Consider the following 20,101-nt stretch of genomic DNA (forward strand, 5'->3'; position numbering starts at 1 on the left):
CCTTACCTTTTAACATTTACACATTTAATGCTAATTTTTGTTTCAATCCAAGCCCAAAAGTTTCATTTTGTCAATTATCGGAAAGTCAATATTTTGCCATTTTGAGGCAATGCGACTTTTTACTAATTTTGCAATGCAATTCAGAAATGGAGGCCACAGAGGCCGATAAATGAAATTAAGAATCATCAACAAGACATGAAACAATATATAGTGACTGCAATGGCAACACTCCTGCTCCCGCTCATGTGTTCCATTCAGACTAAAGCAGAACAGAATCCCACTCCCTTCAAGCTTCCGGCAGCCCACATAGAGTTGTTTAACGCGGCATCGGGCGTAAGCGGAGATGCCATCAGCGCCCTTCAGGCATTCTCGCCTTTCACTTCAGAAGAAAGTGCAGAGGAGGAGTTTGATTCAGATCTCATCGGCAAGATGACCGATTACGCTGCAAAATTTCTCGGCACACGCTATCGTCGCGGAGCTTCCGGCCCTTCGGCCTTCGATTGCTCAGGTTTTGTGGGCTACGTGTTCAAGAAATTCGGTTTCAATCTCAGCCGCTCGTCACGCAGCCAGTACAGCGAAGGAGAAAAGGTGAACACCGAAGATCTCCGTCCCGGTGACCTGCTCTTCTTCTCAGGCCGAGCAGGAGGCAAGAAGACCGTTGGCCATGTGGCAATGGTGGTCGATGTCAAGGAAGACGGCTCATGCACATTCATCCACGCATCGACATCGCAGGGCGTGACCTACCAGCGTTTCCCCGACGGCGGTTACTACTCCAAACGCTACATCGGAGCCAAGCGGATCATCGGCGTCAACAGCCCGACAGCCTAAAACACGACTCTCATAAAATACACACTATAACAACCATAGTTTTATCATATCAGACATAGCCAACAAAAAATCTCACAAATCCGCGACGGATCTGTGAGATTTGTTTTTTATTGCCCTTGGCAGTCAGGCCGATCGGTCTGACTGCCAAGGGTGATTGGCGGTATCAGTCGAGTTTGTGGATAACGAGGCCTGAACGGAGTTTAGGTTCGAACCAGGTTGTCTTCGGAGGCATGATGTTGCCGGTGTCCGCGATATCCATCAGTTGCTTCATCGACACTGGATAGAGAGCAAGGGCCACAGCCATCTCTCCGGAGTCGACACGCCGGCTGAGTTCGCCGAGGCCGCGGATGCCACCCACGAAGTCGATGCGCTTGTCGCTGCGGAGGTCGGTTATGCCGAGGATGTCACGCAGAATCAGATCGCTTGAGATGGTCACGTCAAGCACTCCGATGGGATCATTGTCATTATAGGTTCCGGGCTTGGCTGTGAGCGAATACCATTTTCCGCCGAGGTAGAGCGCGAAGTTGTGGAGCTCCTGGGGGCGATATTCGTCAGCGCCTTTCTCTTCGACTGTGAAGTTTTCGGCCACACGGTCGAGGAACTGCGCGGGAGTGAGACCGTTGAGATCTTTCACCACACGGTTGTAGTCGATGATGTTAAGATGCGAAGCGGGGAAAGCCACGGCAAGGAAATAGTTATATTCCTCTTCGCCGGTATGCGCGGGATTGGCCTGGGCTTTCTCATGCCCCACCAGTGCTGCTGCTGCTGAACGATGATGGCCGTCGGCGATATATAGATAAGGGATCTTGGCAAACTCTTCGGTAACGCACTGAATCATAACCGGGTCACTGATAACCCAGAAGTGGTGGCCGAAGCCGTCAGGAGCAGTGAAGTCATATTCAGGCTCGCCGGCAGTGACAGTGTCGATGACTTTCTGCAGCGGTTCGTTGTCAGGGAAAGCGAAGAACACCGGTTCGACGTTGGCATTGTTGATGCGGACATGCTTCATGCGGTCTTCTTCCTTGTCACGGCGTGTAAGTTCATGCTTCTTGATGCGTCCTTCCATGTAGTCAGCCACATTGGCAGCCACAACGATGCCGTACTGAGTGCGGCCGTTCATGGTCTGGGCATAGATGTAGTAGTGGTCCTCTTCGTCCTGGACCAGCCATCCGTTGGAACGGAAAGCGTTGAAGTTTTCAACGGCCTTTTCGTAGACCTTGGGGTCATGCTCGTCTGTTCCGGGCTCGAAATCAATCTCAGGCTTGATGATGTGATAGAGCGAGCTGGGATTTCCTTCGGCCTCATGGCGGGCTTCTTCGGAGTTCAGAACATCGTAAGGACGGGATGCGACGCGGGTGACCATTTCACGCGGGGGACGAATCCCCTTGAACGGTTTTACTTTTGCCATGTGTTTTGGTTTTTGGTTTAAGGTAAGTTGTATATTGTCACAAGGCGAGGAGAAAGGCCCCTGTCAGGCCTTTCTGTCGCGTATGATTGTCTGTTTTCTGTCAGGACCGATTGACACGATGGTGATCGGTGTGGCAAGTTCCTTTTCAAGGAAGTCGATATAGTCTTTGAACTGCTTCGGGAACTCCGATTCACTCTGCATTCCGGTCATGTCGGTCTTCCATCCGGGAAGAGTGGCATAGACGGGTTCGATGCTTTCGTCGATCGAGAATGGGAACTGGGTTGTCTCGCGGCCGTTTATGCGATAGGCCACGCAGGCTTTGATTTCGTCGAAATCGTCAAGTACGTCGCTCTTCATCATGATGAGCTGGGTCACACCGTTAAGCATGATGGCATAGCGAAGAGCCACGAGGTCGATCCATCCGCAGCGGCGTTCGCGGCCGGTTACGGCGCCGTATTCATGGCCGAGGTCGCGGATGCGTTTTCCGGTGGCATCAAAAAGTTCTGTGGGGAAGGGACCGCTGCCCACGCGGGTGCAGTAGGCTTTGAAAATGCCGAACACTTCTCCAATCTTATTGGGAGCCACACCGAGTCCTGAGCATGCACCGGCGCTGATTGTGTTGGATGATGTCACAAAGGGATATGAACCGAAGTCAATGTCGAGGAGCGTGCCCTGAGCTCCTTCGCAGAGCACACTCTTGCCTTCGGCAAGAAGCTGGTTGATGAGGAATTCGGAGTCTACAATGCCGAAGCCTTTGAGATAGACAATGGCGTCCATCCAGGTTTCTTCAAGCTGTTCGAGATTGTCAGGGGTGGCACCGAGCGATGCGAGCATTTCGAGATGACGCTGGCGCAGAGTTGAATATTTTTCCTTGAAGTTGTGGAAGACATCGCCGAGACGCAGGCCGTTGCGCGAGATCTTGTCGGTGTAGGTCGGGCCGATGCCTTTGCCTGTGGTGCCGATCTTTTTGCCCCCTTTTGCCTTTTCATTGGCAGCGTCGAGCAGACGGTGGGTCGGGGTTATGAGATGAACTTTTTTCGAGATCTTCAGGATGGAGCGCAGATCAACTCCGCTTTTTTCAAGTTCCTCGGCTTCCTGCTTGAAAAGCACGGGGTCAAGAACCACGCCATTGCCGATGATATTGATCTGGCCATGCTGGAAAATGCCTGAGGGAATTGAACGGAGCACATATTTCTTGCCTTCGAACTCTAAGGTGTGGCCGGCATTTGGACCACCCTGGAAGCGGGCAACTGCATCGTAGCGCGGGGTCAGCACATCGACCACCTTACCTTTTCCTTCGTCGCCCCACTGGAGACCGAGAAGCACGTCAACTTTCATGATTTTACTAAGTTCTATGATTTATACTGTGTGATGTTTATTTTTCTTTTGCTGTCCGGCGGGCCCTCCCTACCCCACGGCACCGCGAACACAGACCGTGGATATAAAGGTCGAAACCGCTCATGACGAACGACGGATAGCGCCGTAGCTTGATGAGTTTGGTGAGTTCGGCATCGCGGAGCTCGCGGGTGCGGCCGCAACGCGAACAGACAAGGGTGAGATGCTCGTAGACACGCGAGGCGCATTCGTAGGTCTCTACGCCGCCCGATGAAGGGCGATGTCTGACCACCGAGGCTGCTTCAAGAAGTTTCAGAGTGTTGTAGACAGTAGCCTGGCTCAGCCGAAAGTCACGGCCGGAAAGCTCTGTGAGCAGGTCGGCTGGTGTAAACGGACCGCGTGCATCCATAACTACTCCAAGAATCGCCAGACGTTCGGGAGTACAACGCAGGTGACGCTCAGAAAGATACTGACGCAGACGGCTTTCAGCCTCGCTTTTTCGCTTTTCCTCGTTCATCAATCGACAAAATTACAATTCAGAGCCATAATTTCCAAATTTTGGACCACGAATTTAAGAGGTCGTTCAACAACAAACGTGTACAAACCGGCAGAAAAAACAATGAAGCCGACGCAAACCAAGCGCCGGTTCCATTTCCAATCAAACAGAGAGTGTCTTGCCCGTGCAACAGGCAAGCACTCTCACAAAATATATTAACCTTATGTTAAGCAAGACAGGGAGTCTCTCTCCCCTATTTTACTTTTCAAGCTGATAGATCGACATTGCCGCCATATAGACTCCCTGGCTTGACATTGTGCCGATATATTTGCGGATAAAGGCCGAGATGGCTTTTTTCTGCTCAGGGGTATCCGTATTGAAGATCTCGCCCACTCCGGAAACAAGGCTTGACTGCGCATCATCATCAAGCGAGGGAAAATTCTCGTTGCAATATGCAAGATAGGCAGCGTCATCAGACTCGGCCCGTTTCTCTATGAAGCGGAACATTCCGGCAAAGTCATCGGCATAGCCAAGGCCGGCCGATTCTTTTTTAAAGAGGTCATAGGCAGAGCGAGAGGCTTCATCAACAAGATGATTGCCGGAAAGATAGCGATAGGCTTCCTGGCGGTAAAGAATGGCGATCATCTTCTTTACATCCTCGCGCAGTGATTCATCGAAAGCATTGACGTTGTCGCACATGAATTTCAGCCTCGGATTAGAATATTCATAGGTGTAGTTTGTGAACATCAACGCATTTTCGGGCTTCAGGCGGTCGGAGTCAGAGAGTGAGTTGAAATACTCGTCAATCACCTGCTGGCTCTGACGGATTCCCTCCTGATATGAACGGTTGTTTTCCATGAGGTAGCGGGCATAGGCAAAAACGAGCTTGCCGTTGCGCTCTCCGGCCAGATAGCGTTCCTTTACACGTTCGGGATTCATTTCAGGGTCCTTGAGAGCATCGACAGCCGCAATGAAATCCTTGCCTTCCTTATATCCGGCAAATGAGCCAAGGAGTTTGCCGTCGGTGTCGACCACAATCAGGGTCGGATATGCGCTGACCTGAAATTGTTTTGCGAGATCGGCGCCTTCCTTTTCGGCATCAAGTTTCAGACAGACGTAGTTGCTGTTCATATAGTCGCCCACTTCTTTTGTAGGGAAAACATTGGCGGCAAGGCGCTTGCACGGACCGCACCATGAGGTGTAGAAGTCAATGAACACTTTCTTTCCCTCGGCTTTGGCTGCCGTCAGAGCCTCTTCGAATGAAATGTGGCGGAATTCAGTCTGTGCGGCTCCTGTCAAGGCGAAGCCAAGACAGAGAGCCGAACTCAGGAAAAATCTTTTCATCATGATATTTATGAATGATATTTATGGGTTGTCTTTTGATCTGTTCAATAGTTCTGAGTCAGAGATTTGTTGTGTTTGACAGCGTTCATCGGGAAGGGGAACACCCAGATGGGCGAATCGGGCGAAAGGGAGTATGTACCAAGTCCGAGCGAGGTGAGATCGCGGACAATTGTGGCCTTGTAGGCTTCTTCCGAGTTCCAGCGCTTGCGGTCAAAGAAGTTTTCGAAAGTCTTGATGAATTCAAAACGCTTGCTGTCCTGGAGGAGCTTCATGGCCTCGGCTTCGGTCAGACCGGTCTTGTCAGCGTAGATTTCAGGATCTTCGATGCGCGAGGCACGGACCTTGTCAATCTGAGCGAGGCCTTCGGATATCTGTCCTGAACGGATCAGGCACTCGGCCTTGATGTAGTACATCGACTCCGAGCGCAGGCCCCAGACGTTACAACGGGCATCACCGATGTTTGACTGGAGACAGCCTTCAGGAACTGTTGGATAAGGCGTGCCCCAGGCGGGGTCCATATAAGGTTCGGCAACATAATATTTGAACACGTAGTCATCCGGGTCGATGCAGGCAGCGACTTCGGGCGAAATCACGTAGCCATACAAGTCGCCGAGGTTGGAATTGTCTGAATAAATCAGATAGTAGTTGCTTGGACAATCGTAGTCAAGAATCCAGTCTCCTGTGGTTTTGACAGCAGAGCGGTTTTCAAGACGGCCGTTGATTTTCAGCGCGAGATCGGCATAGCGGAGAGCCTCGTCATAGCGTTTCATCTGGAAGAGCACACGGGCACGGACACCGTAGCCGAAGTCGAGACCGCAACGGCAGACGTTGTCGACGCCGGTCGGAACGAGTTTTTCGAGGACATTGTCAGCGCAATCCTCAAGAATCCGCTCATAGGTCTTCTTGAGACTGAGTTTTGTCTTTTCCTCGGCGGAATTGGTGTTATCGACATAGGGGATTCCGCCAAGCTTGTCGGCCTCGGCCTCGTCATACTGCCGGGCATACATTCCGACAAGCAGGAAGTGATACCAGGCACGGCGCACACGGGCTTCGGCTACGATCTGATCTTTCTTCTGAGCGGTTCCTCCATCGGCGCCGGGCACCTTGGAGATCACCGTGTTCATATAATTTATTTTCTGATAAAGGTTGTTATAGCGATAGTCATCATCAGTAAGGTCGGCCCGGTCTATGCTTTCGTCATAAGTGAAATAGGCATAGCGGAGACTGTTGTCATTGCCGATATAGTCGGCGACACCGTTCCAGGGGCGATAGGTGTTGTTGCAGATGACATCCAGATCAAAATAGTCATTGCCGGACCACAGATATGGCAGCCCATTGAGAAGAGTCTCAAGTTCATCGACTGTACTGAGGGTTGAGGAACCGTAGGGCTTTATGTCGAGTTTGTCGTCACAGGATGTAAGCAACATCGCAGCGGATGCAAGTGTCAGTAATATCTTTTTCATTGTGTCGGTTAGATTTTTAGAGGTTGAACATAAGGCTCATAGTGTAGCTACGCGGAGTTTTATCCATGTGGAAGCCGGAGGTGAGATTATAGGCTTCGGGGTCGATGCCCATGCCGTTGCGCGCCCATGTCGCTATATTGTTCATCTGGAAACGGAGACGAAGATCGTTGAGACCGATTTTCCGGCAAAGTTTCTGATCGAAGCTGTAGCTGAGGATCAGGCTGCGGAATTTCATGTAGTCGGCATGTTTGACGGCAGTGTTACGGATAGTGCCGGTGGAGATGTTGCTGCCGTTCTTTGTCGACATCCAGCCGTTGGCGGGAACCTCATCGCCATTCCAGTAGCGAAGAAGGTCGCGGGAGAAGGAAGCATCGCCGAAAGCGCCCTTGTAGCCGGCAGTTCCGGCTGTGGAGCTTGACCATGCGTCATTGTCTGTGCGCATGTAGTGGCCGCCGTAGAAGGCAAACATTGCCGAGAGCGAGAAGCCGTTCCATCTGATTTCGGGAGTCAGAGAGCCGGAGATTTTCGGAGTGGTCGTGCCTGAGAAGATGACATCGTCCATTGTGAAGGTCGAACTTGAGGTAGAAGTGGTCTGGACTTCGCCGTTTCTGTCATACCATCCGACAAAGATTGTGCCGTCTTTGTCAACAAGGCCTGCATAGTCGATCGAGAAGAGAGAGTTGAGGGGATAGCCCTTGTGATAGGTCATGCCGAGGAATTCGCTTGCCGAGGCAGGATAACGGCGGAGGTCGGTCACCTTATTGTGGTTATAGGCGATGTTGAATCCGAGGTTGATGCCGATGTCTTTGCGGCGACGCGCGGGAAGAATCTGTCCGTCAAGCTGAAGTTCCACACCGGTGTTGGTCATCTTGGCGCTGTTGATGGTCTGGGTGGTCCACCCGGTAGTCGGGTCGAGCTCGGCAGAAGTCAGAATGTCAGAGCTGTTTTTGCGGTAGAAGTCGAATGTACCGGCGAGACGGTAGCCAAGGAAAGCGAAGTCAATACCGGCATTCCAAGTGGCGGTCTTTTCCCAACGGAGCTGGTCGTTAGGGGGTGTGTTAAGGGTGCCTTGCAGATTGCCGAACTGGTTAGTGGCCATGCTTGCGGTAAGATAGGATGACACGGAGTTGTCGATATTGCCGGTGAGACCGTAGCTGGCACGGAGCTTAAGGACATTGAGCCAGGTGGCGGGGCGGAGGAAGCGTTCGTTGTGGACGTTCCATGAAGCACCGACAGACCAGAGGGGCTTGCCGCGGAATTTGGGGTCGGTTCCGAACATGTCGGCCTTGTCGACACGGTAGCTGCCTGAGACAGAATAGCGGCTGTCATAGACATAGTTGCCGGTGAAGTAGTAAGAATAGTAACGGTGAAGAGTCTCAGAGGTTCTAAAACTTATGGGTGCGCCATAGGGAGTATAGTTCGAGCCCATCACACCGACGGTCGGTTTGTTGATATATTCCCAGTTGGTGATCATGTTGAGGTTCGAGCTTGTCTGGCGGTCATAACCGTAGTATCCGCCCTGTTCCATAGAGGAATGGGTCTGACGGTATTCGAAACCGGCTATGAAGTCGATGGCGTGTACGCCGAGAAATTCGCGGTTGTAGCGGGTCTGTGCGCGGAATGTATAGTACTGGCTTTGTGCAGTGCTTTCGCTCAGCGCGTCGCCGTCAGGGATGTTGTGGATTGTCTTGTTGATGGTCACAGGATCTTTATAAAAATGGTCTGGATCACCGTCCCAGCTACCGAAGTCCCAGTTGAATGGGTCGTCGGTATCAACCCACTCAGTCACGGAGGAAGAGGTTGTGTAGCGGTTGTAGAGGCTGCGCATGAACTGAGAGTCCTTGCTGTATTGGGTGCTGCTGATTGAAACTATATCCTCATACTGGAACTGGGCCTGGGCAGTCCATCCGGTCACGGGAAGACGGAAAAGCGCAAGGACGTTGGTGCGCACATTGGTGTAGCGCGATTTGCTTGTGTTGTAGCCTTTGTCAATTTCGTCAGCTACGTTGTAGGTCACATCCTTAAGTTCGTATTCGGGATTGTTAAGCACTTCCTCGCCGGGGTAGATGTCGGCTTCCATGCGCGCAAGGGAACCATCGGGGTTGTACATGGATTGATATGCGAGGAATGAGTTGATGTTTCCATAGCTTCCGAGCGCATGACTCTTGGTGCGGTTGTTCAGCACATTGAGGCTTAAATTGAGGTCCATCCATGAAGCGACTTTGAGATCACCGAGATATTTGAGGGCGAGCGATGATGCATCATAGCCTCTGACACCGCCGTTGTTGCCGTTCCAGTTGACTACGATGTTTGACGACAGGGTTTTGCCATTGACACGCAAGGCAAGATTGTACTGCTGAGAGACCTGGGTGCGGTCATGGACTTTCTGATATTCCTTGCGGTAGTTGTTACGGCTCCAGCGGTCGAAGGTGCTGTTCATCTCATCGTCGCTGATATTGCCACGGTTGTTTTCGAGAAGCACCCGCATCACCTGGGTCAGCTCGTTGGCTTTGCCGCGGTCAAGCAGGTTGAAATTGTCCTGGATGCTCTGAGGGCTGTTTTTGAGCATGGCATCGAAATTGTATTTTTCGAGTTGGATCAGATCGGCCGCCGAAGCCCAGTTGTAGTTGTCGTAGTTCATCTTCTCGCTGATCTGGAGATCGGCATTGAAGTCGATGCTCAGTTTCTGCGACTTGGCTTTCTTGCTTGTGATGACAATGACACCGTTTGAAGCGCGGGCACCATAGATCGAGGCTGCCGCAGCATCTTTGAGAATGGTGATGTTTTCAATATCGTAGGGGTTGACGGTGTTCATGCCGCCCTCGATGGGGAGTCCGTCGACAACAACGAGCGGCGACTCCTTGGCGTTGAAGGTGCTTTTGCCTCGGATGGTGATAGCATTTTCATCCTTGGTGTTGGATTTCGGGTCGAAAACCACGCCTGGCACCCGGCCTTCGAGGTTAGAAGTGATGTCGCCGGTGTAACGCTTGTCCATATCCTCTGCCCGTATTATCTGGTAGGAACCGGTGGCGTTTTCACGCTTGATGTTCTGATAGCCCGTCACGACTACTTCCTCCATCATGTTGGGGACCGCTTCCATCACAATGCGGATATAATTGTAATTTTTATCAACCCTGACTTGTTTTGTCTTCATGCCGACGTAGGAAAACACCAATGTCGGCTCCGGCTTGTGACAAAGCAAGGTGAAATTGCCGTCCATGTCAGTTGAAGTGCCTTCGCCGGTGCCTTCAATCATCACCGTGGCACCTGGTAGCGGTTCTTCGTTTTCGTCAAGTACTGTTCCTGAGATTGTGTTGCTCTTAATCTTATCTATGCTTGTGGATACAGACGGCGATTTTTTAGCCTGTGCATCCGCCATTGCCGGCACGGAAAGAGCCAATGAAGCAGTCAGGATGTATAGGATTGGTTTAAACATAAGGAAAATATTTTGTGGGTGACTGGTTTTCACTTTAAAGCTTCGAAATCCGACTGATGAGACGTGATTTATGAAATGCAATAATAATATCGCTGACAGATTCTATTATTTGTTGTCAATCGCAAATATAGAAATGTCAGCGATATAAATGCAAATTTAATGTTTCCGAAAACGTAAAAATTGAAAGAACAGGAAAACAAGACGCCAAAAAAAAATAACTCCATGATATACAAGCCTGCAATTAGCTTTTTTGTCGGGCCTAAACCTACGTGCGCAAAATCAAATGCCGATGCAGGAAGATCAGATCTCCTTAAGCTGGGAGCGATAGCGGGCAGGGGTCATTCCGGTGATTGACTGAAATGACGAATAGAATGTGGAAAGTGAGCTGAACCCCACATCGCTGCAGATCTGCTTCAACGGTTTGTCGGTTTCCAGATCAGAGATCTGAGCGATCGCTTCACGGATGCGATAATCGTTGACGATCTGCGTGAATGTCTTCCCGGTGGATTCGTTGATAGCTTTTGAGAGATAGGTGCGGTTGGTGCCAAGCATCTCTGCGGCTTTACCCACGGTAATGGCCGGATCACAGAAGACTTTCTGCTCGATCATCAGCGATGTGAAACTTGGCATCAGGCTGTTGATCCTGCTTCTGCCACCGTCATCAGCCAAGGCTTGCGAAGCCTGAGCCTGCGGACCCTCCTGCTCTCTGGCTCTTTCGAGCCGCTCCACCAGCATTTGTTCACGGGCCATGTATTCTTTGTTCTGCAATACGATGGCCCGATAAAGACGGTCTTTTTTCCTGTAGTTGAAATAGACCAGAAGCACCAGAGCGACAGCTGCTGCCACGCAGACAGCAAGAAGAATCATGCGGTGACGTGTGGCCATCAGTTCCATCCGCTGTTCGTCAATGAGCCGTTCATTGGCATAGATTTCATGGCGGATACGGTTTTCATGCAGTGTCCGCTCGCGGCTCAGAGTGAAGACACTGTCCTGGAGGGCCTGGCAGGCAAGGCTATAATCAAGAGCCTTGCGATAGTCGCCTGCATCGCGGTAGCTATAGACCAGCTCTTTCATCAGTTCCGGGGCATGGACTTTCATCTCTGCGCTTCTGGCATGGACAAGGCCTTGTTCAAGAACCTCTATGGCGCTTTTCAGATGGCCGTCGCGCCGAAGCAGACGCGCATAGGCAAGATAAGTGGCAGAGACCTCAGAGGCATCTGATTCACGGAAATGTTCCATAGCGAGGGTATAGTTCCGGTAGGCGCTGCGAGTGTCACCGCGCTTGTCGGCCAAGAGACCTTTGACAAGATACAGGTTCGGTTCGCCTCCGAATTCACCCTGCCGGTGAAGATCTTCGATCTCGGCAATCAGCCGCCCGGCCTGGTCGAGACTGTCGGCAAGAAGACAGAAGTGGGTCAATGCGGACTTGGCGTAATACAACGGGATGGGATCTCCACGCTTTTCGGCTATTTCGTGAGCCTCTTCCGCAAGCCTGCGGCCGGAGACATCTTTCATCAGCAGGTAGGCTCCTGACAAGTTGGACAGGATTATGCCGTAACGACGGGTGTCATTCAGCTCCTTTGCCTTTTCAAGGGCTTCATAGTAATATGCGGCCGAGGTATAGGCATCATTCTGCCCAAGAAGATAATATGCTCCGAAACTGTTGTCGATCGAGACCAGCGCATCCAGATTGCCGGTGGCATTGGCAATCAGCCGTGCTTCTTCGAGTTGACGGAAACACTCGTCGGCATCCTCGTCAAGCATAGATGAGCCTATGACTATACGCCCGTAAAGTTCACAGAAATCCCTGTCGCCGGTCGAGCTCCCCATGTCAAGCAGGCGCCGGCCATATTTCTTAGCCTCTTCATAGTTGCCGAGGTTCAGATAGAGAAAGGCTACATCTTTTATGGCCTGCTTGTCATCTTCATGCTCTTTCAGATAGGCCAGCCGGCCGGACAAAGAGTCGTTAAGATCAGCCTTTGCCACACATGGCGACAATAGTGTCAGCACTGACAGGCAGGCCAAAACCAGAAGACGACATATGTGCAGGCGTATTTTCATAAGTAACTCATTCTTGTTTTCATCCGATGATTCCGCGGGCGGTGAGAATATGGAAGATCAGATCTTTAAGCAGGTCATATTCATTCTGACGAGAGCCGATGCCCTTGCTGCGGGTGTCAAACTCGCGTATGGCCGAGATGATCTCAATGGTCTGCCTGACATTGTAGCTCCGCGCGGCGGCTTCATATGATTTCAAGGCCCAGGAAGAACGGAGACCGAGGGCATCCATATAGCCGCTCTGGGTTTTGTCGCGGGTGTACTGATAGACGAGCAGATTTGAAAACTGGTTGAACAACGAGGATACGGTCATCACCGTAGGGTTGTTCTTCGGATTGTTTCTGAAATATTCAATGATGGTGAATGCCTTGGCGGCATTGCGGGCTATTATGGCATCTATCAGCTCGAAGTTGTTGTAGTCTTTCGATATGCCGATGTTGCGCTCGATGGCTTCAGGGGTGATCATGGCTCCCTGACCGAGAATCAGAGCCAGTTTGCCGATTTCATTGTAAAGGCGCGACAGATCAGTGCCGATATAGTCACGCAACATAGAAAGAGCCTTGGCATCGACATTGAGTTTCTTCTCTTTGATCAGATCAGAGATCACCGGCAGAATGTTGCGTTCGCTGAGCCTTTTGGATTCAAATATCACTCCATTTTTCCTGACAGCGGCAAGCAGTTCCTTGCCCTTGGCCTGTGCACCGCGGCAGGAGATCACCAGAATTGTAGTCGGGTTTGGCTGAGCCACATAATTATGCAGCTTGTTGAGCATATCGGCTCTGACTGCCTGGGCCTCCTTTACTATCACCACCTGGCGCTCGGCCATCATCGGGTAGCGGTGGCAGACATCCATGACAGTCTCAATGCCTGATTCAGGAGCATAGAGAGTGTAGAGATTGAAATCACGCTCCTCTTCGGGAATCAGGTTTTCAAAATCCTTTACGAGCTCGTCGATATAATAGCCTTCCTCTCCGTGAAGCAGATATACGGGAGCTAAAGAGGTCCGTGCGGTAAGCTGACGCCGGAGTTCTGAAAATGTAGGAGTTGCGGAGGCCATCGGCTGGGGTGATATGAGTGGTTTAGAGGTTTTTAATATTACAAATTTACGCAATGTGTGCGAAAAAGCCAAGAAAAATCATCATGCACAGACGATCAGAGCGCTTTATTTACTAATTTTGCAATCCAACAGCCACAGACACCACATCATGAAAGAGCAAGCAAAACCATCCTCTGCCATTCAGGCGCTCAACCTGCCCCCCGCACAGCTCAGACTGCGTCACGGCGAAAAAGGAGATGAGATTTTTGATCCGCTGCGTGGCAAGTGGCTGGTTCTGACACCTGAAGAATGGGTGCGTCAGAATTTCATATCGTGGCTGATCTCGGATTTCGGCTACCCCGCAGGCCTTATGGCCAACGAGACGGCCATCAACCTCAACGGCACGAGCAAGCGCTGCGACACAGTGGTCTACAGTCATGCGGCCAAACCGATAATGATAGTGGAATATAAGGCGCCTCACGTGGCCATCACACAAAAAGTTTTCGAGCAGATAGCCCGCTACAATATTGTGCTCCGTGTGAAGTATCTGACCGTTTCAAACGGGCTGCACCATTATTGCTGTATGCTTGACGAGGAGAGCGGCAGATACAGGTTTCTTAAAGAGATTCCGGCTTACGAGGCGCTGGTGTGAGGTCTGTCACAACTTCACACCGACAGGAGTTCGCTTTCTATTTTCGCTATATCGTCCTGAAGTTTCTTCTCAAGCGGCATACGTTCGTCGATCAGGCGGCAGGCATACAGCACGGTGGCGTGTGTGCGGCCCAGACGTGTACCGATGGCCTTGAGGGGCATTTTGGTGTGTTTCTTTGCAAGATACATCACCATCTGGCGGGCATCCGAGACTTCTCTTTTACGCGATTTAGTGAAGATCTGATCTGTCTCAATGTTGTAGAACGCGCTGACCTGACGGGCGATGGTCTCGAAGTTGACGGTGCGCTTGTTGAGTTTCACAGAGTTGGAGAGCACACGGCGCGCAAGTTCGACCGAGATATCCTTGTCAAGGAAGGTGGCATGGGCCAGAAGCGAAACAACCACACCTTCAAGCTCACGGATGCTCTCAGTGACATTAGATGCGATGAAATCCATCACCTCTCTTGGGAGCGAGAGTCCATCGCGGAGTGATTTCTGCGTCAGTACGTCGCGGCGGAGATCAAGGTCAGGCTTCTCAAGCTGTGCGGTCATACCCGACTTGAATCGCGAAAGCAGACGGTCCTGCATACCTTCCATCTGCGACGGACAGCAGTCGCTCGACATGATCAGCTGGCGGTGGTTCTGCTTGAGGTGATTGAATATGTGGTAGAATGTTTTCTGAGTTTTGTCTTTGCCGATGAAGTCCTGGATATCATCAATGATCAGGGTGTCGATACTCTGATAGAAGTTGATGAATTCATTGACTTTGCTGCGCTGCACTGCGGCAGTGTACTGGCTTTCGAACAGACGTGCAGTAATATAAAGTACGCGCGCGCGGGGATTGCGTTCCTTGATGCGGATGCCGATGGCCTGGATCAGGTGGGTTTTTCCTACTCCGCAGGGACCGAACACAAAGAGCGGGTTGAATGTCTGGAGCTTCGGATCGTTTGCAATAGCCTCACCGATAGAACGAGCCACTTTATTACTGTCGCTGATGCAATAGTTTTCAAACGTATAGTCAGGGTTGAGCTGCGAGTCGATATCCTCTACGATCTGTTCCTTGAACGGATTCGAGGTGGCTCCGGGCATAGGCTTGACAGCCTGGCTGGGGTGTGCGCTTCCGACTGAGATTTTGCTGCTCGGATCATCTGCCACAATAGGATATTCGTAGATCAGACGGATCGACGGTCCGAAAACTCGTTTGAGGGTTTTGCCAAGAACGTTGATATAACGCTCTTCAAGCTGCTCGGCGAAGAACTCGGTAGGACAGTAAATGGTCAAAACATCATTTTCAACCCGCAGAAATGTCAGCGGGCTGAACCAGGATTTGAATTGTTCTGCCGGAATAATGTCACGAATAATCTCAAGACATTTGTCCCATTTTTTTGAGTATTCTTCTTGCATTGCTCAGTTAAAGTGAATAGCGCATGTCAATCAAACTTGAGTGGCAGGAGAAATGTGTCTGTGTCGGTTGATTGGAAACTTAGGCTGATTGATTATGCGCCGTTGAATAATTGTCAACTTGTGAATGCAAATTTCTTACTTTTTTTCTTCAAAATCAAACCGCTTTTTATTTGGAAGTTTCAAATAATTTATACAATACTGAGTCACAAAGACTTACACCGCATTTAACACTTGCTTTAGCCCTGCATCCGCCACACCTACGTATACTCCTATTTCTCAATATATTACGTCTGCAAACGCTCCTTCATCGAAACTCTTTACACCAAGCTCTACAGATTGCGAACTCGCTGAAATTCGGCATTATGAAAATGCGGGCCAATTTCTTCCGGCGCAAGCTCTATTTATAATCATTCTAAATAAACACATCTTGTTCAGATCTTCCGTTTCAACATCACAAAGGTGAAATTACGCCCCGACTCCACTCCTGCAATACGAGCCGAAAAATAACGGCCGGAATGACATCGGGTGCACAGATCAGGCGAGAAATTTCTTATCCGTTCCGCCGGAATACCGGCTGACAGCAAACGGCCGGTCACATAGGCCGGAAGATCGATATGAGGGCGTGGCCACTCCGCTCTGCACACCACATACTCCTCAGGGAAACGAGCAGCCACCTCCTCCCCTACCTCAAAACAGTCGCAGCAAATAGACGGGCCGAAAAAGACATCCATGCGCGAGACATCGGCCCCAAGCTCAAGCATTGCGTCGATCGTATTATGGACAACACCTCCGAGCGCGCCCCTCCAGCCGGCATGGGCCACGCCTGCAACTCCGTTCCGTTCATCCACGATCACCACAGGCACACAATCGGCCGTAGAGACTCCGACAGCCACCTCCGGCAACCTTGTGACAAGGGCGTCGACACCTTCAATCGCAGCCGGATCTACCGGGAGAGAGTCTATTACCCGCACATTGGCGGAGTGGGTCTGGCGAGGCACGATCAATGAACCGGCATCCAGACCAAGTTCACTGATAAGCATCTGCCGAGAAGCAGCCACATGAGCGGGATCATCACCGGTATAATGACAGATATTGAAATCTGCGTAAGGAGGCTTTTGATTTCCATCTCCGCCTCTCGAAGTGAACATGACCTGATATCCCGAAGAGGATGCCAGGCCGGTGAGCCAAGACGGATGTAAGGTAGATGAAGCCATAAGACGACGGGACCGATTTTTTTAGAGCTTGTACATTTGTACGGTTAAATGTTTTTGAATAATTTTGCGCGATTTTTTCCCGCGCAGGAAAGAAGTCACAAAATTAAGAAAAAATATCATTCAATCTCACTCGACGATGAGGGAATTCAGACTCAAAGGTCATCTGGCAATGTTAGGAGCAAACACCATGTGGGGGATCATGGCACCCGTGGCAAAGCTCGTTATGGCAGCGGGCATAGTCAGCCCGCTGCTGCTCACCAATTTCAGAATCTTCGGCGCGGCCATACTCTTCTGGATCGCATCACTGTTCACACCCCGCGAGCATGTGTCCTCGCGTGACCTGCTGAGACTCGCAGGCGCCGGCCTTCTCGGCATTGTCTTCAATCAAGGATGCTACGTATTCGGCGTGGGCTTCACGTCCCCTGGCGAAGCGTCAATCATTACAACGACAATGCCAATCTGGGTAATGCTTCTTGCCGCCGTCATTCTGAAGGAGCCTATCACCTGGAAAAAGGCAGGCGGCATAGCCCTCGGAGGCACAGGCGCGCTGATGCTGGTGCTCGGAAGCGCCGGTTCCGGCATGAAAGGAGACAATCCGGTGCTCGGCGACCTGCTCGTGCTGACCGCACAGCTAAGCTATGCGCTGTATCTCACCTTCTACAGAAATTTCATAAAGAAATACTCGGTGTTCACGCTGATGAAATGGATGTTTACATTCGCTGCGATAGCCGTCACTCCCGTGTCGGTCAGAGAATGGATTGGCACTTTCTGGGGTGATGTCTCGGCTATCGAACTTGCCGGAATAGGCTATGTGGTCATATTCGCCACCTTCATAGCCTATATATGCACTATGATCGGACAGAAGAATCTGCGCCCTACTCTTGTCGGAATGTACAACTATGTCCAGCCAATTGTGGCATCGGTTATCGGCGTGTGCCTCGGACTCGACCGCTTCACACCGGTGAAAATAGTGGCCGTGGCGCTTATATTCTCTGGAGTCTATCTCGTCACCATCAGCCGCGCGGCTGCTCATGATGCCCATAAGATCAAAGGCGGAAAGGAATAGGAAGAATATAATAGACCGGGACAAAAGTATCTGAAAGCACGCCGGCGTCCCACTTCGGCATGTTGGAGATAATGCGCACAGCTTCACGGTCAAGCGACTTCTCGACACTTCTGATCACAGATATATGTGACAGTGAACCGTCTTCGTTCACAACAAAACCACACAGCACCCGCCCCTCTATGCCTTCGTGATAGGCTCGCGATGGGTAGCGGCGTTCGTTGTTGATGAAGCGCATCATCGCGCCATCGCCTCCGGGAAACTGCGGCTGAATATCTACGCAATCATATTCGTAGACATCCACACAGACCGGAGCCGAGCCGGCACGTGAAGAGACATTGGCAATATGCCTGGGCTGCTGTGCCGCTGAAAAGACAGCGGCTCCAGCCATAAGAGGAAGAAGGAGAATTGAGCGGAGTAGAGTTTTAGGCATATAAAATCAGCTAATGTGACAATACAAAATTATAATTCAGAGCGTCTTGATGCAAGTATTTTGAGATTGATTACAATTGTTTTTGTTTTGTTGACATTTCCGGCGGCATATAATAATACAGGCACATGCGCGTTATTTATTTGAAGATTCCACGTCATGACATTACCCCGATTCAAACATACGCTCCACACCCATGCCCGAGGCTTAGGCCTTCTGCTCTCATTGCTCCTCGCCGTCACAGCAGCCGGCGGGATGAAGGCCCAGGACAGTTCGCCAGCCTACCGTTTCCTGGAAATTCCATCGTCAACCCTGGCCTATGGCCTTGGCGGAATAAACATCACGGCAATCGAAGATGACATCAACAGCATTGATCAGAATCCCGGTCTGCTGGGACCTGAGATCGACATGCAGCTTGGCGTGAATTACATGCGCTATGTTGGCGACAGCAATTTTGCGGGCGTAAAGTTCGGCCACAGCGCCGGAGAACACGGAGCGTGGGCCGCAGGAATACAGTATTTCGGCTACGGCACCATACGCGGTGCAGATGTCAACGGAATACTCACCGGCGACTTCTCGCCCAAAGACATGGTGTTCAACGCCATGTATGCCCATGACATCACAGACCGCTGGCGCGGGGGCATAAACCTCAAGTTTATCTATTCGAGCTACGATGCCTACTCGGCAATGGCCGTAGCCACTGACCTCGGTGTCAACTACTACAATCCGGAGAGCAACCTGTCATTCTCAGCCGTCATCGCAAATCTCGGCGGTCAGGTCAAGCGGTTTCAGGACTCTTATGACCGCCTGCCGGTCGATCTGCGCATCGGTGTTTCCAAATCATTCGGCTCAATACCCATCACATGGTCAGTCACCGCATGGAATCTCACCAAATGGCATCTCCCCTTCTATGACAACGGCGACGGAACAGACAGCTCCGAGCCGACTGTCAAAGACAGCTTCAGTTCGAATCTCTTTCGCCATCTGATATTTGCCGCCGACTTCGTGCCGAGTGAGAAATTCCACATCGGACTCGGCTACAACTACAAAACCCGCACTGACATGGCCACCTACAAACGCAGTTTCCTTTCGGGATTTTCAGTCTGCGCCGGGCTCAATGTCAGAAACTTCGGTGTAGGCGTGGCTCTGTCACAGCCCCACACCGGCGCCACAACCATAATGCTGAACCTATCAACCAAACTATATGAATTCTGACAATCTCATCATAGCCATCGACGGTTACTCATCGTCAGGCAAAAGCACAATGGCCCGCCGTCTGGCAAAAGCCATCGGCTACCGCTACATAGATTCAGGCGCAATGTATCGCGCAGTGACTCTCTATGCCATGCAGCACGGTTTCATCGCCGCTGACGGCTCGATTGACAAAGCAGCCCTTGTCAGCGCCCTCCCGGAGATAAAAATCGACTTCAAAGTCACCCCCGACGGACAGCGGACTCAACTCAACGGCAAAGATGTGGAAGACGAGATCCGCACCCTCGAAGTCTCAGCCCACGTCTCACCGATAGCCACGATAGCCGAAGTGCGCCGCGCACTGGTCAAAATGCAGCGCGATATGGGCGAAAGCAAGGGCATAGTGATGGACGGCCGCGACATCGGCACTATGGTTTTCCCGCAGGCCGAGCTGAAGATCTTCTGCGATGCGTCAGCCGAAAAACGCGCCGAACGGCGCTTCAAGGAACTGACCGAAAAAGGCCAGTCAATCACTTATGAAGAAGTCCTGGCCAATGTGGTCAGCCGTGACCACATCGACGAAACAAGAGATGAAAGCCCGCTGCGTTGCGCCGATGACGCTGTCAGACTCGACAATTCCGAAATGACTCTCGAAGAGCAGGACCGATGGCTTCTCGATCTGTTCAGGCGGAAAACGGTAGGACTGTGAGCCGTCCCGCCACATATATTTATTATATATAACAA

Annotated in this window: 16 protein-coding genes; 5 read left to right on the forward strand and 11 right to left on the reverse strand. The window is 51.2% G+C overall.

Annotated features, from left to right (window positions below):
* Nucleotides 1-195 precede the first annotated feature (195 nt).
* Nucleotides 196-828, forward strand: coding sequence for a C40 family peptidase (locus tag C5O23_RS11340; protein ID WP_107033051.1), 633 nt, complete (start codon nt 196-198; stop codon nt 826-828).
* 163 nt (nt 829-991) lie between these two features.
* On the opposite strand, the gene C5O23_RS11345 is transcribed toward C5O23_RS11340, so the two are convergent.
* From C5O23_RS11345 to holA, 8 genes are all read right to left on the reverse strand, one after another.
* A complete protein-coding gene (locus C5O23_RS11345; RefSeq protein ID WP_107033052.1) occupies nt 992-2,236 on the reverse strand; it encodes a DUF1015 domain-containing protein in 1,245 nt (414 codons plus the stop codon).
* A gap of 63 nt (nt 2,237-2,299) precedes the next feature.
* The gene (locus C5O23_RS11350) at nt 2,300-3,574 is read right to left on the reverse strand and encodes an adenylosuccinate synthase (protein WP_107033053.1); all 1,275 of its coding nucleotides are present in this window, start codon (nt 3,572-3,574) and stop codon (nt 2,300-2,302) included.
* 37 nt (nt 3,575-3,611) lie between these two features.
* Nucleotides 3,612-4,088 carry a Fur family transcriptional regulator gene (locus tag C5O23_RS11355; RefSeq protein WP_107033054.1) on the reverse strand — a complete coding sequence of 159 codons (477 nt, stop codon included), beginning with the start codon at nt 4,086-4,088 and terminating at the stop codon, nt 3,612-3,614.
* Between the two features lie 237 nt (nt 4,089-4,325).
* Nucleotides 4,326-5,414 carry a thioredoxin family protein gene (locus C5O23_RS11360; RefSeq protein ID WP_107033055.1) on the reverse strand — a complete coding sequence of 363 codons (1,089 nt, stop codon included), beginning with the start codon at nt 5,412-5,414 and terminating at the stop codon, nt 4,326-4,328.
* 41 nt (nt 5,415-5,455) lie between these two features.
* On the reverse strand, nt 5,456-6,874 hold the full coding sequence (locus tag C5O23_RS11365) for a RagB/SusD family nutrient uptake outer membrane protein (protein WP_107033056.1): 1,419 nt from the start codon (nt 6,872-6,874) through the stop codon (nt 5,456-5,458).
* A 16-nt stretch (nt 6,875-6,890) separates the two neighbouring features.
* Nucleotides 6,891-10,310: a SusC/RagA family TonB-linked outer membrane protein gene (locus C5O23_RS11370; protein WP_107033057.1), complete on the reverse strand. Its 3,420-nt coding sequence runs from the start codon at nt 10,308-10,310 to the stop codon at nt 6,891-6,893.
* 300 nt (nt 10,311-10,610) lie between these two features.
* Nucleotides 10,611-12,371 carry a helix-turn-helix transcriptional regulator gene (locus tag C5O23_RS11375; protein WP_107033058.1) on the reverse strand — a complete coding sequence of 587 codons (1,761 nt, stop codon included), beginning with the start codon at nt 12,369-12,371 and terminating at the stop codon, nt 10,611-10,613.
* A 19-nt stretch (nt 12,372-12,390) separates the two neighbouring features.
* Complete coding sequence (gene holA, locus C5O23_RS11380; RefSeq protein ID WP_107033059.1) at nt 12,391-13,425, reverse strand: DNA polymerase III subunit delta; 1,035 nt, start codon at nt 13,423-13,425, stop codon at nt 12,391-12,393.
* A gap of 178 nt (nt 13,426-13,603) precedes the next feature.
* Here holA and C5O23_RS11385 point away from each other — a divergent pair, with 178 nt between their 5' ends.
* Nucleotides 13,604-14,056 carry a type I restriction enzyme HsdR N-terminal domain-containing protein gene (locus C5O23_RS11385; protein ID WP_369699873.1) on the forward strand — a complete coding sequence of 151 codons (453 nt, stop codon included), beginning with the start codon at nt 13,604-13,606 and terminating at the stop codon, nt 14,054-14,056.
* A gap of 14 nt (nt 14,057-14,070) precedes the next feature.
* Here C5O23_RS11385 and dnaA read toward each other — a convergent pair whose 3' ends face one another.
* Together dnaA and C5O23_RS11395 are read right to left on the reverse strand one after the other, a co-directional pair.
* Complete coding sequence (gene dnaA, locus C5O23_RS11390; protein WP_107033061.1) at nt 14,071-15,459, reverse strand: chromosomal replication initiator protein DnaA; 1,389 nt, start codon at nt 15,457-15,459, stop codon at nt 14,071-14,073.
* A 431-nt stretch (nt 15,460-15,890) separates the two neighbouring features.
* Nucleotides 15,891-16,673, reverse strand: a complete 783-nt coding sequence (locus tag C5O23_RS11395; protein WP_107033062.1) for a polyphenol oxidase family protein — start codon at nt 16,671-16,673, stop codon at nt 15,891-15,893.
* Between the two features lie 136 nt (nt 16,674-16,809).
* On the opposite strand from C5O23_RS11395, the gene C5O23_RS11400 reads away from it, so the two are divergent.
* Nucleotides 16,810-17,739: a DMT family transporter gene (locus C5O23_RS11400; protein ID WP_107033063.1), complete on the forward strand. Its 930-nt coding sequence runs from the start codon at nt 16,810-16,812 to the stop codon at nt 17,737-17,739.
* On the opposite strand, the gene C5O23_RS11405 is transcribed toward C5O23_RS11400, so the two are convergent.
* A complete protein-coding gene (locus C5O23_RS11405) occupies nt 17,720-18,169 on the reverse strand; it encodes an energy transducer TonB (RefSeq protein ID WP_107033064.1) in 450 nt (149 codons plus the stop codon). The genes C5O23_RS11400 and C5O23_RS11405 overlap by 20 nt on opposite strands.
* Before the next feature lie 156 nt (nt 18,170-18,325).
* Between C5O23_RS11405 and porQ the strand changes: the two genes are divergently transcribed.
* Together porQ and cmk are read left to right on the forward strand one after the other, a co-directional pair.
* The gene (porQ, locus tag C5O23_RS11410) at nt 18,326-19,381 is read left to right on the forward strand and encodes a type IX secretion system protein PorQ (protein WP_133166556.1); all 1,056 of its coding nucleotides are present in this window, start codon (nt 18,326-18,328) and stop codon (nt 19,379-19,381) included.
* Nucleotides 19,371-20,066, forward strand: a complete 696-nt coding sequence (cmk, locus tag C5O23_RS11415) for a (d)CMP kinase (RefSeq protein ID WP_107033065.1) — start codon at nt 19,371-19,373, stop codon at nt 20,064-20,066. The genes porQ and cmk overlap by 11 nt, the downstream gene beginning before the upstream one ends.
* The last annotated feature ends 35 nt before the right edge of the window (nt 20,067-20,101 follow it).

This window comes from Duncaniella muris (genome assembly GCF_003024805.1).
GTDB lineage: Bacteria > Bacteroidota > Bacteroidia > Bacteroidales > Muribaculaceae > Duncaniella > Duncaniella muris.

Excerpts from the sequence above, each read along its gene's own strand:
- C5O23_RS11340 (WP_107033051.1), top strand. The coding sequence starts at position 196 with ATGAAACAATATATAGTGACTGCAATGGCAACACTCCTGCTCCCGCTC.
- C5O23_RS11345 (WP_107033052.1), bottom strand. The coding sequence starts at position 2,236 with ATGGCAAAAGTAAAACCGTTCAAGGGGATTCGTCCCCCGCGTGAAATG.
- C5O23_RS11350 (WP_107033053.1), bottom strand. The coding sequence starts at position 3,574 with ATGAAAGTTGACGTGCTTCTCGGTCTCCAGTGGGGCGACGAAGGAAAA.
- C5O23_RS11355 (WP_107033054.1), bottom strand. The coding sequence starts at position 4,088 with ATGAACGAGGAAAAGCGAAAAAGCGAGGCTGAAAGCCGTCTGCGTCAG.
- C5O23_RS11360 (WP_107033055.1), bottom strand. The coding sequence starts at position 5,414 with ATGATGAAAAGATTTTTCCTGAGTTCGGCTCTCTGTCTTGGCTTCGCC.
- C5O23_RS11365 (WP_107033056.1), bottom strand. The coding sequence starts at position 6,874 with ATGAAAAAGATATTACTGACACTTGCATCCGCTGCGATGTTGCTTACA.
- C5O23_RS11370 (WP_107033057.1), bottom strand. The coding sequence starts at position 10,310 with ATGTTTAAACCAATCCTATACATCCTGACTGCTTCATTGGCTCTTTCC.
- C5O23_RS11375 (WP_107033058.1), bottom strand. The coding sequence starts at position 12,371 with ATGAAAATACGCCTGCACATATGTCGTCTTCTGGTTTTGGCCTGCCTG.
- holA (WP_107033059.1), bottom strand. The coding sequence starts at position 13,425 with ATGGCCTCCGCAACTCCTACATTTTCAGAACTCCGGCGTCAGCTTACC.
- dnaA (WP_107033061.1), bottom strand. The coding sequence starts at position 15,459 with ATGCAAGAAGAATACTCAAAAAAATGGGACAAATGTCTTGAGATTATT.
- C5O23_RS11395 (WP_107033062.1), bottom strand. The coding sequence starts at position 16,673 with ATGGCTTCATCTACCTTACATCCGTCTTGGCTCACCGGCCTGGCATCC.
- C5O23_RS11400 (WP_107033063.1), top strand. The coding sequence starts at position 16,810 with ATGAGGGAATTCAGACTCAAAGGTCATCTGGCAATGTTAGGAGCAAAC.
- C5O23_RS11405 (WP_107033064.1), bottom strand. The coding sequence starts at position 18,169 with ATGCCTAAAACTCTACTCCGCTCAATTCTCCTTCTTCCTCTTATGGCT.
- porQ (WP_133166556.1), top strand. The coding sequence starts at position 18,326 with ATGACATTACCCCGATTCAAACATACGCTCCACACCCATGCCCGAGGC.
- cmk (WP_107033065.1), top strand. The coding sequence starts at position 19,371 with ATGAATTCTGACAATCTCATCATAGCCATCGACGGTTACTCATCGTCA.